The organism is Bacillus sp. FJAT-22090 (assembly GCF_001278755.1).
In the GTDB taxonomy this organism is placed as follows: domain Bacteria; phylum Bacillota; class Bacilli; order Bacillales_A; family Planococcaceae; genus Psychrobacillus.
Map to the genome: position 1 here is coordinate 1,379,759 of NZ_CP012601.1, position 13,013 is coordinate 1,392,771.

The following is a 13,013-nucleotide window of genomic DNA, read 5'->3' on the forward strand; positions in this document are numbered from 1 at the left end:
GCCTCTTCTGAATTATTCCCATTCGTATGGCGTTTCTTGATAGACATAATAATTTAACCAATTAGAAAACAATAAATGAGTATGTGAACGCCAAGAATTTAATGGTTGTGTCGAAGGATCATTATTAGGAAAATAATTTTCAGGTACATCGATTTCAATACCTTTATTCACATCCCGAGCATATTCTTCCGCTAAAGTTGTTGCATCATATTCTAAATGACCAGTAATCATGATATGCTTTTCGTCATTTGATATTACAAGGAATACCCCTGCATCTTCAGAATTAGAAAGCAGATTAAGTCTGGAATCAGTTATTATTTCATCATATGAAACAGAAGTATAACGAGAAACGGGCGCATAAAACTCGTCATTGAAACCACGGACTAAATTCACAGTTGGATCGGATAAACGGTGAGAAAATACACCAAAGCATTTCTTAGACAATTCAAATTTACCAATTCCATAATGATGATAAAGTGCAGCTTGTGCACCCCAACATATATGTAAGACAGAAGTGACGTTTGTTTTCGACCAATCCATTATTTCTGTCATCTCACTCCAATAATTTACATCTTCAAAATTCAAATGTTCAATTGGTGCTCCAGTAATAATCATCCCATCATATTTGCGAAGTTTAATCTCTTCAAAAGTAGTATAGAAAGTGTCTAGATGCGTTTTACTTACATTTTTGGATTCATGTGTTGCTGTATTCATAAATGTAACATTCACTTGTAATGGTGTATTACCTAATAGTCTTAGTAGTTGTAATTCCGTTTTTTCTTTTTCTGGCATTAGATTTAATATAATTATGTTTAGAGGACGGATATCCTGAGCAATTGCGCGCTCCTCGTCCATGATAAAAATCTTTTCTTTCTTCAGCAATTCAGCTGCTGGCAATTGTTTGGGAATCTTAATTGGCATACATTTCTCCTCTTTTCCGTAAAAATAAAAAACCCTCTCTTCTAATAAATAAGAAAAGAGGGTAAGCAAATGCTCTCAGTTCTTATCTTTCAAGATTGATATCTTGTAGGAGTTAGCACCTTTCTGACATGTGTCAGAGGTTGCTGAAGCTTCACAGGGCCATTTCCCTCTGCTTCTCTTGATAAGAGTATATTATTTGTTATTCTACTACATTATTTTTTATACTATCATTTTCTGAACATTTAAGCAATGGATTATTATACTTTAAAACGATTCACTGCTTCTGCTAATTTATCGCTAAGTTCTGTTAATGTTTCAGAAGCATCTGCAACGGATTGAATTGCCCGAAGCTGTTCGTCTGAAGATGCACTAACTTCCTCGCATGCAGCAGCAGTTTGTTGAGAAGTCGCTGCCATCATTTGAATCGTTTCAACTACTTGTTCTTTGTATTTAGAAACTTGGTTAATCTCGTCGGAAACCTCATCAATAGAGGATTGCATATTCTCCATTAAATTTGAGATTTCACTAAATGTTATTTCCGTATCTGTAACTACTGTCCCTTGTATACGGAAAGTTTCCCTAGTTTCAGTCATTTGTTGGCTTACTAAAACGGATTCTTTCTGTAATTCAGTAATAGTCTTTTTAACATCTTCAGTCGCTCTGGCAGATTGCTCAGCAAGCTTTCTTACTTCCTCTGCTACTACCGCAAAACCTTTTCCATGTTCACCAGCCCTTGCTGCTTCTATACTTGCATTTAATGCAAGTAGATTTGTTTGAGCAGAAATCTCCATGATGGTTTCCATAACCCCTCCAATAGCTTTTACTTTGTTTTCTAAAGTATCGACTACATCAGACATAGACTTTAAATTGGACTCCCAATTGTTAAAGGATGATTTAAGTTCACCCATTTGTTTTTGGCCATTTGCATTCATTTTATTTGCTTTCGTAGCAATATCAGTCATTACAAGCGATTTTTCATTAATTAAATTAATTTGATTACTTAAATGTGAAGAGCTATCTGTTACTTCTTCCGCATCTTCAGCAGATTTTGAAGCACCTTCAGCTATTTCACCCACAGCTACGGATACTTGTTCTGATGATGCAGTTGTTTCCTCTGCAACTGCACTAAGACTTTCAGAACTTACTTGAACATTACTTGCAGATTCTTTTACTACTTGAATAATTTCATGCATGCTCTCAGTCATTTTATTGAAATTTTTAGCTAATTGTCCAATTTCATCGGATGACTTTACGTTCGCGTGAACAGTTAAATCTCCTTCTGCAACCGAATCCATTAGTTTTTTTAATTGATCTATCGGTTTTAAAATATGATGAGTAGTGTAATATAGCACAATAAACATCAGCACTAATATAACAGCAGTAATAACTAAAATGAGATTTCGAATACTATCAGCTGTTTGATTAACTTTTTCTTGCTCGTATACTGCACCAAGCTTCCAGTTCAAATCAGGTATTGTCGTAAATACTGTAACCGTTGAAAGTCCTTCGGAAGTATCTTTGACTACTCCTTCATTTAAAGAACTAGAAAATATTTTATTAATATAAGCATATTCTGACAAATTCTCACCAAACATGGTAGGATGAACAATTGCTGTGCCGTCGTTCTCCACGATAATCGGAAAACCTTCAAATCCTAACTCATTGGATGAAATTGTTTCTGTTAACTTCGAAAGTAATATATCAATGCCGACAACTCCAACAACTTGACCATTCTTAAGTACTGCTTTTGCACCAGAAATTGCATATTCTCCCGTTGCAGCATCTAAATAAGGTTTGGACCAACTAAAATCATCTTTATTGGCTACTGCATTTTTATACCAATCTCTAGTTGTTGCGTCGAAATCTTTCCCTAAATCAGCTTCAGGTATTATTTCAATATGTTTGTTCGGTAATGCATAGTAAACGGAAGCAACCGCGTCGTACAACGTTGTAAACTCAGTAAATTTAGAATCTAATTGTTTCTCTAGCTGTGAAGCAATGACTGCATCTGAAGTACTAGATTCCGCTTGAAAATCCACCACTTCCTTTGTAGTGGATATTTGCATAACCCCCTTTTCATAGACACTGAGATAATTTTGAATGGAAGAGGACATTTCGTTCACTAATACATGACTTTGATCAGTTAAACTTTCTTCCGTTTTGTCTTTAATCGTAAAAGTACTTATAAAACTTAATGCAGTCATACTAATTACAATTAAAATCATTACAGTAATAATTATTTTCCATTTGATAGAAATTTTCATATTTCATCTACTTTCTGTTTTTTTAAGATATAATTGCCTTAATAAGGATAAATTTACTATTTCTAAAACTAGGACATAGTATATCTTTCTGATTATATCGGCTAAAAACGAGAAAGTTAATATTTAAATTATTAATTTTATAGGAACTATCACACATTTTTTTGAGTTAAACGGACTTAATAATCATGAATATCTTCATTCTTGTCTCTCCAACCAGATCTCTATTAATTTTTCAAGTTTTTCTTCCTTCTCGTCAATCGACCATAATAATTTTTCATAATCATTCCATTCCTTCTGAATATCCTTTTCTTTCTTCAGTTTACTTAGTTCGATTTCCAATTCAAAAATTTGTTCTTCTGTTGATTTTTCTTTTTTATCTCTACTTTTATAAGTTCTTACCTTATCTATGTTTTCTACTGTATTGATTGACTCCTGTTTTACTAGTAGCTCGTTCCATTTCCCTCGAGCCCAATTATAAGGTCCTTCAAAAGTTGTCAAATGACCGGAATCTAACCAAACTGTACGATGAAATAACTTATTTAAAAAGTATCGATCATGAGAAACGCATAGAATAGTTCCTTGAAAATCCTCTAGAGCATCTTCCAATACTTCTCTCGATTCAATATCTAAATGGTTTGTTGGTTCATCTAATATCAACAAATTTATATCTTGGTGCATTAGTTGAGCAAGACGAAGACGCATACGTTCTCCTCCACTTAAATCCCCAACTCGTTTAAAGACATCAGGACCATAAAACATAAACTTAGCTAAAATATGCCGTGCTTCCGCTTCAACAACACTCACTTCACTTCTAAATACATCTATTAAACGTTCTTTTGGATTTAATATTTCAAAGTGTTGTGAAAGAAATCCGATTCTAACATTACTGCCTAATCTAGCATTTCCTTCATCAGCCAAAATTTCTCCTAGCAATAATCGTAAAATTGTTGATTTTCCAGTTCCATTTCTACCAACGATCGCAACTCTTTCTTTCCAATACACATTTAAATTTGATTTATGAAGCAGAACCTTATTGCCAAATGATTTAGAAACGTTATCCATTATGACAACTTCTTTTCCACTTCTAGATGCAGCTTCGAATGATAAACTCATCTTTTTAGGGTCGATAATTGGTTTTCTCAGTTTCTCCATTCTTTCCAATGCACGTTCCATGTTCCTAGCTTGCCGATGAAGACCAGGATTTGGAGGAACAGCTTCATTTGCCCACTGTCTTAACCGTTTAATGGCTTCCTTCATTTTCTTTATCTTTTTTTGTTGTTCCTCATATTCTTGAAATTCCCGCATGAGTCGTTCTTCCTTGTTAACAATATAAGAAGAATAATTACCATGGTAGAGAGTTAGTTCTCCATCCTCTAAATCAGCTACTTTTGTAATTACTTGATCTAGAAAATATCTATCGTGCGAAATAATTACAACTGTACCTGTGTAGTTAACTAAATATTGCTCCAACCATTCAACTGCGAATAAATCTAAATGGTTTGTAGGTTCATCTAGTAACAGTAAATCGGGCTGTGATAACAATAATTTACCAAGCATTATCTTTGTTTGCTCTCCTCCACTTAGGTTTGAAAAAGATTGATGAACAAATGAAGATAATTGTAAACCCTGGATGACTTTATCTATTTCTGAATCCAAAGAATAACCGCCCTGGTTAGTAAAGTCCTCTTGCACTTCTCCATATTCCTGGAGTAATTTTTCCATATTAGGTTGATCGGTACACGATAACTTTTCTTCTAATTGTTGCATTTTTGTTTGTAGTGCTTTTAGCTTTTCAAATGCACTATTTAAAACATCCATTCCTGTTACTTCATCTGAAAATGTAGGTATCTGTGCTAAATATCCAATTTTAGTTCCTTTTTTAAAGCTGATAACACCTTTATCAGGTGCCTCCGTACCGATTATTAATTTAAAAAGTGTCGTTTTACCTGAGCCGTTTCTTCCAACAACACCTAATTTTTCTCCAGTTTTAATCGACAATGATAAGCTTTCAAAAATGGTATTTCCTCCGAGCATTTTGCTTACATCTTTAATTGTACAAATCATTATTTCCGCTTCCTTTCAAGTTCAATATAGCTGGAAGCATTTTTCTGCATAAAAAAAGACTGCTTAAAAAGCAGTCTTTCCCACATATTATGGTTCAGAAAGAATGACTTATCAGCTGTGAATTACATGTAATTTGCAAAAAATGGGCAGACTTATCCCGTTGTTAGAAATTTCATGAGTAATCGCACAAGAAGTGGATAAAAATTCCAATATAAATCCATGTGCATTCACAGTGTTTTTCATTCTTTCTTCACCTCCGTTCAGTTAGTTACGAATATTCTAACACATAATTTTTTCCAACACAATAATCATTTATCAATTAGATGATCATTGTCATTGTTTTTATCAATAACACCTTCTTCATTTTCTATATTTACATCTTCATTACCGGTAACAGGACTATTACCTGTTTTACTATCAAGCTGCGTTTCCGGTTTTGGCGGACCATTTGTATCACGATTTGAACCGCAAGCAGATAGACTGAGCAATAGAAAAACTAGAGTAACGCTTATAAATTTTCGCATAAAATGTCTCCTCGTTTTTGATTAGATTGCTCAAATCCACAACATTTATCCATAAAAAAACTCCAATACAAAATGTATTGGAGTGAATGAAACCCTTTGGTTATTCTTCAATATCAAAGTGAATTTCATCTTCGTCATTATATTCAGAACCATTTTCGAATAATACGGTAGTTCTAAGTATAAGATTGCTTACGTCGTCATCGCCATCTGGAAGCCATCTTTCATCTGGCATTATTTCAAAGGGAATCATTTGAACATCTTTAGAAGCCACAGCTCCGACAAGTTCAATCGAATGCTTGGAGATAACTTTTGTAACTTCCCCATTTACTAATTTGAAAACCTCTAGTTTGATATTTTCAATTGATTCATCATCATGTACTCCGTTAATATATATTGTCCCTGATAAGTTAATACCATGTTCAATATATGGATGATCAACTACTGTTTCTATTTTTATTGATTGTACCTCAATGCAAGATTCAAATTTCCTCGCCATTACTCTCAATCCACCTTGTTATTTGTATACTCATAATGATTTTCTATAAGTGGTTCATATTTATTATAACGTCTTTTAAATAAAGTATAAAAATGTGAAATTATAACCTTTAATATTGCATACCCTGGAATCCCTAGTATTACACCTGGTACACCAAATAAAGATCCAGAGGTAATTAAAACAAATATTATAGTTATAGGATGTACATGTAGAGATTTACCCATTATTTGTGGAGAGATAAATTTCCCTTCTACTAATTGTACTATTGTCCATACTACTGCAAGCTTTACTAACATTAAAGGAGAAGTAACAAGAGCAATTATTGCAGCAGGTGTAATTGCTATCACTGGCCCTAAATATGGTACGACACTTGTTACAGATGCTATAACTCCAAGTAGTAATGCATAATCCATTCCAATAATGGAGAAACCGATAAATATCATAAATCCTATACATATCGAAACTAAAATCTGTCCTTGAATGTATGAACTAATTTGTTTATCGATATTATGGAAAACAGATTGTAAATCATCTCGCATACGTGGTGGAAAAAGCTTCATAACATATTTTGGTAGATTTTCACCATCTTTTAATAAATAGAATACGATAAATGGTACAGTTACAATTGCCAAAATGAAGCTAGTCAACATACCAACTAATGAAGATAAACCAGTAGCTATCCCTGTTACAGTGCTTTGAATAAACTCACCTATTTCAGCTGGAAGATCTTTTAAAATGGTATTTACCTGAGTTTCGATTTGTGAATAATAATCGGAAACTATAGATGTTCGTAAAAAAGTATCAAGTGAATTAAACAATTGTATAAAATACCCAGGGAACTCTGCAACCAGCTTCGTAGACTGTGCCTTTAAAAAAGGAAAGACTAAAAAGACAAGTAGTGTGATAAGACCAATTAATGCTAAGAAGATAATTAGTATACCCCATACTCTCGGAATTTTAATACGCTCGAGCATGCGTAGTAATGGTCTTAGCAAATAATATACAATGACTGCTAGTATGATAGGTAAAATTACATTACCTAAAAAAACAGTTAACGGAACAAATATAAATGATATCTTGTCGTATATCATAATGACAAGTCCGATTAACAAAAGCATAATTAGTGTAAAGAAAGTATTACGTCCACCTAGAAATTTTATGTATCTCGTAGAAAAAAAAGAAGGTTTTTCAGGCTCCACTTTTATCAAACTCCCTTTTCTATATATTCTTATTTTACGGAGGAAAAAAAAGTTTAGCAACGTATGCGATTTACTTTTCTAAAAATTTCGTAATGGCTGTTTTATTTTCTTCTGTATCAATCTCAATAACAGAACCAGCATGAGAATAGCTATTAAAGGAATACGACCCTTCCACTGGAATCGTTAATTTATCAATTTCAAGCTTTCCACTTGTAATAGCATCAATCACTCGTTTTCCCTTATCGGTTTTAGAATAGTCTGTTTCTATATAACCCTCCATAGCACCTACAAATTTGGGTACATTCGGTAAGCTTTGAAAAGAAAGCATTTCATCCTTTAATGCCTCAATAACGATTTGCTGACGAGAAACTCTTCCAAAATCTCCTTCTTCATCAGAGCGGAATCTTGCATAACCGAGCAATTCTTTACCATTTAGGTTCTGTTGGCCTTTCGTTAAAGAAACACCAATTTTTTCTGACATATCTTTTTCAACATTTATCGGCACCCCTTCAGGAGCAATTATATCTACCAATGATTCAAAACTGCTAAAGTCAATAAGCGCATAATGATGAATTGGTATATCAAACATTCCTTTGAGTGTTTCTGTCAATAATTGAACTTCTCCTAAATAATAGGCAGTATTTAGTTTATATGATTTATGCCCTGGTATATCTGCATATATATCTCGCATAAAAGAAATAATTTTCACATCATTTTCCTTTTTATCCCAAGAAATAATCATCATAGTATCTGTACGAGCTTTATCTTGTCCACGAGAATCCACACCGAGAACTAAAATATTTTCCCTTTCCCCAGAAGCAAGTACATCACCCTTAAATTCTGAAGGATTATTATTACTATTATTGCTACTTAATTTGTATCCAATATTATATTGAACAATAGAATATACTCCCCCAATTAATATGACTACTACTAATAAAGAAATAAAAACTCTACCTAATCTAAGTTTTCTTTTGCGCTTTCGCCTTGTTTGTTTTTCTTGAATTTCATCCATCCTAAAATCTCTCCTTCATATTATAATAATAACGTATTTTGAAACATTTAGTTTCAGTTTTTTGTGCATCGTTACTTGAAATGATAGAATAAGTTTTAGAAGATTAGGAGGGGTAAATTTGATAGAAAAAGCAACTTTTGCAGGCGGCTGTTTTTGGTGTATGGTAAAACCGTTTGATTCATGGGATGGTATACATAAAGTGACATCTGGTTATATGGGAGGGCATTTAGAAAATCCAACATATGAAGATGTTAAAAAAGGTGAATCGGGTCATCTAGAAGTTGTAGAAATTCAATTCAACCCTGAAGTTTTTTCTTATGAACAATTATTAGAAATTTATTGGCAACAAATAGACCCAACAGATGCTGGAGGTCAATTTCAAGACCGCGGTGAAAGTTACACTACAGCAATTTTCGTACATTCAGAGGAGCAAAGAAAGCAAGCTGAAAAATCGAAGGAATTACTTGCAGCAAGCGGTAAATTTTCAAAGCCAATTGTAACGAGCATTCGAGAAGCAAAGACTTTTTACGAAGCAGAAGAGTACCATCAGGATTTTTATAAAAAGAGTCCGAATCATTACAAAGAAGACAGAGCCCAATCTGGCAGAGACGAATTTATAGAGAAAAACTGGAAATAAGAGCTAGCTTTGCTAGCTCTCTTTTTTATACTTCCGTATTTTCTAAGTATCTATACAATGTTGATTTACTAATGCCTGTTTGATTTTTAATATCTAACAATGTGTAATGATTGCTATGGTACATTTCAATAGCTTTTTTAATATTTTCATCTGATTTTTTGGGACGTCCTAAACTTTTCCCTTGGCTCTTTGCGGTCTCTAGTCCAAGCTTCGTTGATTGTTTAATAATATCAGAATGAAACCGTATGAAGTGCGACAAAATAGTTGACAAACTTTCCTCCAAAACTCGATCACTTGATAACTCTTCATCAATAAATCGAATAGATACTCCATCTTTTTTTACTATTTTTAATAAATCCATTAAGTGATGCAAAGTATCTGCAAGAACGATGAATTTTTCAACTACGATTACATCCCCTTTTTGCATTGTCATCAATAATTCTTCTAAGGCCTCCCTTTTTTTAGGTGAGCCGTGTTTCTCTTTTAAAACATAACTTACTTGAAAATCATTTAATTTTTTTGTTTGTTCTATACAATCTTCGTCGTTATACAAAGGTCTTTTGTATCCATAAATCATATTTATCGCCTCAAATCAGTCTCATAAAGGTTCCTTTTTAGGAATATGCGTGCTATGATATTTTAGTCAATTTTAATCGAAGGAGTTTTAACATGCAAACGATCAAAGAACAATGGTTTGGAAATATTCGTGGTGATATACTCTCGGGCATCGTTGTAGCTCTTGCGCTAATTCCAGAGGCTATTGCTTTTTCAATTATCGCTGGTGTTAATCCCATGGTAGGTTTATATGCGTCTTTTTGTATAGCAGTCATTATAGCATTTGTTGGTGGGAGACCTGGGATGATATCAGCAGCAACAGGAGCAATGGCTCTTCTTATGGTGCCACTAGTTAAAGAACACGGTCTGGACTATTTACTTGCAGCGACCATTTTAACTGGAGTTATTCAAATATTATTTGGTGTTTTTAAAATAGCAAAATTAATGAAATTTATTCCCAATGCCGTAATGATTGGTTTTGTAAATTCACTTGCAATTCTAATATTTATGGCTCAAGTTCCTCATTTTATAGGTATTAATACATTAACATATATTTATGTAGCAATAACTCTTGTAATTGTTTATGTAGTACCTCGCTTTTTTAAAGCAATTCCGGCCCCGCTTATTGCGATTGTTTTATTATCATTTGTTGCAATATCTAGTGGAGCAGAACTTAAGACAATAGGTGACTTAGGAAATCTAACACAATCTTTACCTAACTTTTTAATACCGAATGTCCCTTTCAATCTTGAAACGTTGGCTATCATCTTCCCTTATTCCATTGCTCTTTCTATTGTAGGTTTACTTGAATCATTGTTAACAGCATCTATTGTGGATGATATGACGAATACAGAAAGTGATAAAAATAAGGAAGCACGTGGTCAAGGAATTGCAAACTTCATTAATGGTTTTTTTGGTGGAATGGCTGGTTGTGCAATGATTGGACAATCCGTCATTAATGTCAAATCTGGCGGTAGAGGACGCCTTTCTACACTTATTGCAGGACTTTTTTTAATGTTTTTAATAATTGTGTTAGGGAATCTCGTTGTAAAAATTCCAATGCCTGTTCTTGTAGGTATTATGATTATGGTTAGCATCGGTACTTTTGATTGGGGCTCCTTTAAATATATTATCAAAGCACCGAAAACAGATGCTTTTGTGATGCTCTCAACAGTAATAATTGTTGTTGCAACTCATGACCTTTCTAAGGGTGTCATAGCTGGTGTTTTATTAAGTGCTATTTTCTTTGTTGCAAATATTTCTAAAATAAGTGTAATTGAACGTAATGGAAGATTTATTGTAGAAGGTCAATTGTTTTTCGCCTCAACCGAAAGTTTTATCAAAGCTTTTGAAAATGTTGAAGACAAAAAGATTCAAATCGACTTTACAAACAGCAATCTTTGGGATGAATCTGCGGTTGGTAGTGTATTAAAAGTTGCCAGAAAATTAGAAGATAAAGGGGCGACCGTTGAAATCGTAGGTCTAAATGCATCTAGTCAAAAACTATATAATATATTGTTAGGATTATCACCTAACCACTAAAGGGGGATATTAATGTATAAGCATATTTTACTTGCAGCTGACGGCTCTGAAAATGCTCTACGTGCTGCAAAGGAAGCGGTTAAAATTGCAAGATGCACAGAAGAGTCGTTTGTTGAAGTCGTCTATGTTGCAGACTTCGAAAAAGTAAAAACAGAAATGTTACATGGTGGTTCACCTGAAGCTTTGGAAGTTACTCGTCGACAAAAATTATTTCATATCGAACAATTGCTAAAGAATAATAATATTGCGTACAAAGTGTCCATTCTCCACGGTACTCCTGGACCAGAAATTATTAAACAAGCAAATGAACTAAATGTTGATCTTGTTATTATAGGAAGTAGAGGGCTTAATAATCTACAAGAAATGGTGCTAGGTAGTGTAAGTCATAAGGTGATGAAACGTGTTCACTGTCCTGCGCTTATCGTAAAATAGATACTTTTGAAAAAGATTAACGAATACAGGTTAATGTGGCCAGTTTAGGACTAATAAAAACAAAAAAACGGCGAATGTACAGCAATATGTACGGGTGATTAGGTCAAAGAGCACCTCTTCATGAATTACACTCCAATTGTTAGACACGATCTAACAATTGGAGGTGTAATTTTTTTATGCTAAATATACAACTAAAGATAAGATAGCTGCCGCTAAACGATTCAAAAAATCGACCAACTCACTGGAGTGAGGATCGATTTTTTTGAAGAGAAGATACAAAATGGGATTGTATCGATATTATTTTATACTAATTAAAATGAAACATCAGTCTAAAAACGATAATACAGACAAATTGCCCACTACTATTAAGAGCAATGCTTGTTAGAGTGAAACTCTCTTGAACAATTCAAATAATCCATCAAATTTTTAGTACTTAATAAAAGATGCTCCTACAATAATTAGTAAGATAAACAGCACAACAATCAACACGAAGCCCGATCCACTATTACCGTATCCGCCGTATCCACCACTTCCACCGTATCCAGACATCTTATACCCCCTCCTTTCATATTACTATTTATAGATTATGAAAAGATTATGTTATTGATAAGGTTATTTACCTAATATCGGAGTATTTAATTAGAACGCTTTAATGGTGCACTCTTCTACTTGTTTGGTTGTTACTTTCATAAAACATTTTTCAACTTCATAACAAATTAATAAATCCACTCTTCCTTTTGTTAATAGAGTGTATGCAGATTTAGGTTTACCAACCATTTATTACATCTGAAAACTCATATGCTACTACATTATGAGGAAAGGAGGATTATAAATGGAAAAACATTATTCTTTGAATTGTAACTGCCAAAAATCACGTCATAACAAAAAAAACTACCTGGAACACAAAAACTGTTCATGCAAGCGGTGTTGCCACAATGAATGTTGCAGTACTTGTCACTGTAACCTTTGCCGTGAAGATTTATGCGGCACTGATTTTAAAATCCGATTGGCTGGTTTACAAGGTGGGCTTAACTTCCGACTAAGTCAGCAATTGTGGCGCGAAGCTGAGTTCGAGTTAGATAACGGGACTATAATTAAGGGGATGATTGTCTTTGTTGGATCTAATTTTATTGAAGTGCAAGTAGATGAAATAGTGGAGGCTTCATTGCAAGATTTGGACAAAGAGTTAACACAGAAAACGCCAGCAGAAGAAAATAAACTAAAGGAGTCTGAAACAAGACATCATAGGAAAGGTAATACATGGATTTTTTCCATCGATAAAATTGCAAATGTTAAATTATCAAGTTCTAATCATCAAATCTCAAGTCATTAGTTTTGATAATTGTACTTCCTTTTTTTCAAAA

The 13,013-nt window shown here is 33.6% G+C and carries 14 protein-coding genes, 1 pseudogene and 1 riboswitch; of the genes and pseudogenes, 4 read left to right on the plus strand and 11 right to left on the minus strand.

What is annotated here, in order from left to right:
• Nucleotides 1–12 precede the first annotated feature (12 nt).
• The 9 genes and pseudogenes from metA to AM499_RS07365 form a co-directional block, all read right to left on the minus strand.
• Nucleotides 13–921 carry a homoserine O-acetyltransferase MetA gene (gene metA, locus AM499_RS07335; RefSeq protein WP_053589585.1) on the minus strand — a complete coding sequence of 303 codons (909 nt, stop codon included), beginning with the start codon at nt 919–921 and terminating at the stop codon, nt 13–15.
• A 79-nt stretch (nt 922–1,000) separates the two neighbouring features.
• Nucleotides 1,001–1,109: riboswitch (SAM riboswitch) on the minus strand.
• Nucleotides 1,110–1,178: 69 nt separating this feature from the next.
• Complete coding sequence (locus tag AM499_RS22370) at nt 1,179–2,126, minus strand: methyl-accepting chemotaxis protein (RefSeq protein WP_442853790.1); 948 nt, start codon at nt 2,124–2,126, stop codon at nt 1,179–1,181.
• Nucleotides 2,121–3,185 (minus strand): annotated as a pseudogene (locus AM499_RS22375) (HAMP domain-containing protein); the annotation flags it as partial. The gene AM499_RS22370 and the pseudogene AM499_RS22375, both read right to left, overlap by 6 nt.
• Nucleotides 3,186–3,380: 195 nt before the next feature.
• A complete protein-coding gene (gene abc-f, locus AM499_RS07345; RefSeq protein ID WP_053589587.1) occupies nt 3,381–5,249 on the minus strand; it encodes a ribosomal protection-like ABC-F family protein in 1,869 nt (622 codons plus the stop codon).
• A 111-nt stretch (nt 5,250–5,360) separates the two neighbouring features.
• Entirely contained in the window at nt 5,361–5,492 is a 132-nt protein-coding gene (locus tag AM499_RS22310) for an RAxF-45 family protein (protein WP_331457308.1), read from the minus strand.
• A gap of 65 nt (nt 5,493–5,557) precedes the next feature.
• Nucleotides 5,558–5,773: a hypothetical protein gene (locus tag AM499_RS07350; protein WP_053589588.1), complete on the minus strand. Its 216-nt coding sequence runs from the start codon at nt 5,771–5,773 to the stop codon at nt 5,558–5,560.
• A gap of 100 nt (nt 5,774–5,873) precedes the next feature.
• Nucleotides 5,874–6,269, minus strand: a complete 396-nt coding sequence (locus tag AM499_RS07355; protein WP_053589589.1) for a sporulation protein — start codon at nt 6,267–6,269, stop codon at nt 5,874–5,876.
• Between the two features lie 5 nt (nt 6,270–6,274).
• On the minus strand, nt 6,275–7,468 hold the full coding sequence (locus AM499_RS07360; protein WP_053589590.1) for an AI-2E family transporter: 1,194 nt from the start codon (nt 7,466–7,468) through the stop codon (nt 6,275–6,277).
• Nucleotides 7,469–7,538: 70 nt separating this feature from the next.
• On the minus strand, nt 7,539–8,483 hold the full coding sequence (locus tag AM499_RS07365; RefSeq protein WP_053589591.1) for an LCP family protein: 945 nt from the start codon (nt 8,481–8,483) through the stop codon (nt 7,539–7,541).
• 121 nt (nt 8,484–8,604) lie between these two features.
• On the opposite strand from AM499_RS07365, the gene msrA reads away from it, so the two are divergent.
• A complete protein-coding gene (msrA, locus tag AM499_RS07370) occupies nt 8,605–9,120 on the plus strand; it encodes a peptide-methionine (S)-S-oxide reductase MsrA (RefSeq protein ID WP_053592126.1) in 516 nt (171 codons plus the stop codon).
• Between the two features lie 25 nt (nt 9,121–9,145).
• On the opposite strand, the gene AM499_RS07375 is transcribed toward msrA, so the two are convergent.
• Nucleotides 9,146–9,697 carry a recombinase family protein gene (locus tag AM499_RS07375; protein ID WP_053589592.1) on the minus strand — a complete coding sequence of 184 codons (552 nt, stop codon included), beginning with the start codon at nt 9,695–9,697 and terminating at the stop codon, nt 9,146–9,148.
• Nucleotides 9,698–9,789: 92 nt separating this feature from the next.
• Between AM499_RS07375 and AM499_RS07380 the strand changes: the two genes are divergently transcribed.
• Together AM499_RS07380 and AM499_RS07385 are read left to right on the plus strand one after the other, a co-directional pair.
• Nucleotides 9,790–11,217: a SulP family inorganic anion transporter gene (locus tag AM499_RS07380; RefSeq protein WP_053589593.1), complete on the plus strand. Its 1,428-nt coding sequence runs from the start codon at nt 9,790–9,792 to the stop codon at nt 11,215–11,217.
• 12 nt (nt 11,218–11,229) lie between these two features.
• On the plus strand, nt 11,230–11,649 hold the full coding sequence (locus tag AM499_RS07385; RefSeq protein WP_053589594.1) for a universal stress protein: 420 nt from the start codon (nt 11,230–11,232) through the stop codon (nt 11,647–11,649).
• A gap of 426 nt (nt 11,650–12,075) precedes the next feature.
• Here AM499_RS07385 and AM499_RS21300 read toward each other — a convergent pair whose 3' ends face one another.
• Complete coding sequence (locus AM499_RS21300) at nt 12,076–12,198, minus strand: YjcZ family sporulation protein (RefSeq protein ID WP_082355197.1); 123 nt, start codon at nt 12,196–12,198, stop codon at nt 12,076–12,078.
• A 283-nt stretch (nt 12,199–12,481) separates the two neighbouring features.
• On the opposite strand from AM499_RS21300, the gene AM499_RS21635 reads away from it, so the two are divergent.
• The gene (locus tag AM499_RS21635) at nt 12,482–12,982 is read left to right on the plus strand and encodes a hypothetical protein (RefSeq protein ID WP_156316768.1); all 501 of its coding nucleotides are present in this window, start codon (nt 12,482–12,484) and stop codon (nt 12,980–12,982) included.
• Nucleotides 12,983–13,013: the final 31 nt, after the last annotated feature.

Bases quoted from the DNA above. Each gene is read 5' to 3' on its own strand.
- abc-f (WP_053589587.1), bottom strand. From the start codon at position 5,249: ATGATTTGTACAATTAAAGATGTAAGCAAAATGCTCGGAGGAAATACC.
- AM499_RS07380 (WP_053589593.1), top strand. From the start codon at position 9,790: ATGCAAACGATCAAAGAACAATGGTTTGGAAATATTCGTGGTGATATA.
- AM499_RS22370 (WP_442853790.1), bottom strand. From the start codon at position 2,126: ATGACTGAGAGCATGCATGAAATTATTCAAGTAGTAAAAGAATCTGCA.
- AM499_RS21300 (WP_082355197.1), bottom strand. From the start codon at position 12,198: ATGTCTGGATACGGTGGAAGTGGTGGATACGGCGGATACGGTAATAGT.
- AM499_RS21635 (WP_156316768.1), top strand. From the start codon at position 12,482: ATGGAAAAACATTATTCTTTGAATTGTAACTGCCAAAAATCACGTCAT.
- AM499_RS07350 (WP_053589588.1), bottom strand. From the start codon at position 5,773: ATGCGAAAATTTATAAGCGTTACTCTAGTTTTTCTATTGCTCAGTCTA.
- AM499_RS07355 (WP_053589589.1), bottom strand. From the start codon at position 6,269: ATGGCGAGGAAATTTGAATCTTGCATTGAGGTACAATCAATAAAAATA.
- AM499_RS07365 (WP_053589591.1), bottom strand. From the start codon at position 8,483: ATGGATGAAATTCAAGAAAAACAAACAAGGCGAAAGCGCAAAAGAAAA.
- AM499_RS07385 (WP_053589594.1), top strand. From the start codon at position 11,230: ATGTATAAGCATATTTTACTTGCAGCTGACGGCTCTGAAAATGCTCTA.
- AM499_RS07375 (WP_053589592.1), bottom strand. From the start codon at position 9,697: ATGATTTATGGATACAAAAGACCTTTGTATAACGACGAAGATTGTATA.
- metA (WP_053589585.1), bottom strand. From the start codon at position 921: ATGCCAATTAAGATTCCCAAACAATTGCCAGCAGCTGAATTGCTGAAG.
- AM499_RS22310 (WP_331457308.1), bottom strand. From the start codon at position 5,492: ATGAAAAACACTGTGAATGCACATGGATTTATATTGGAATTTTTATCC.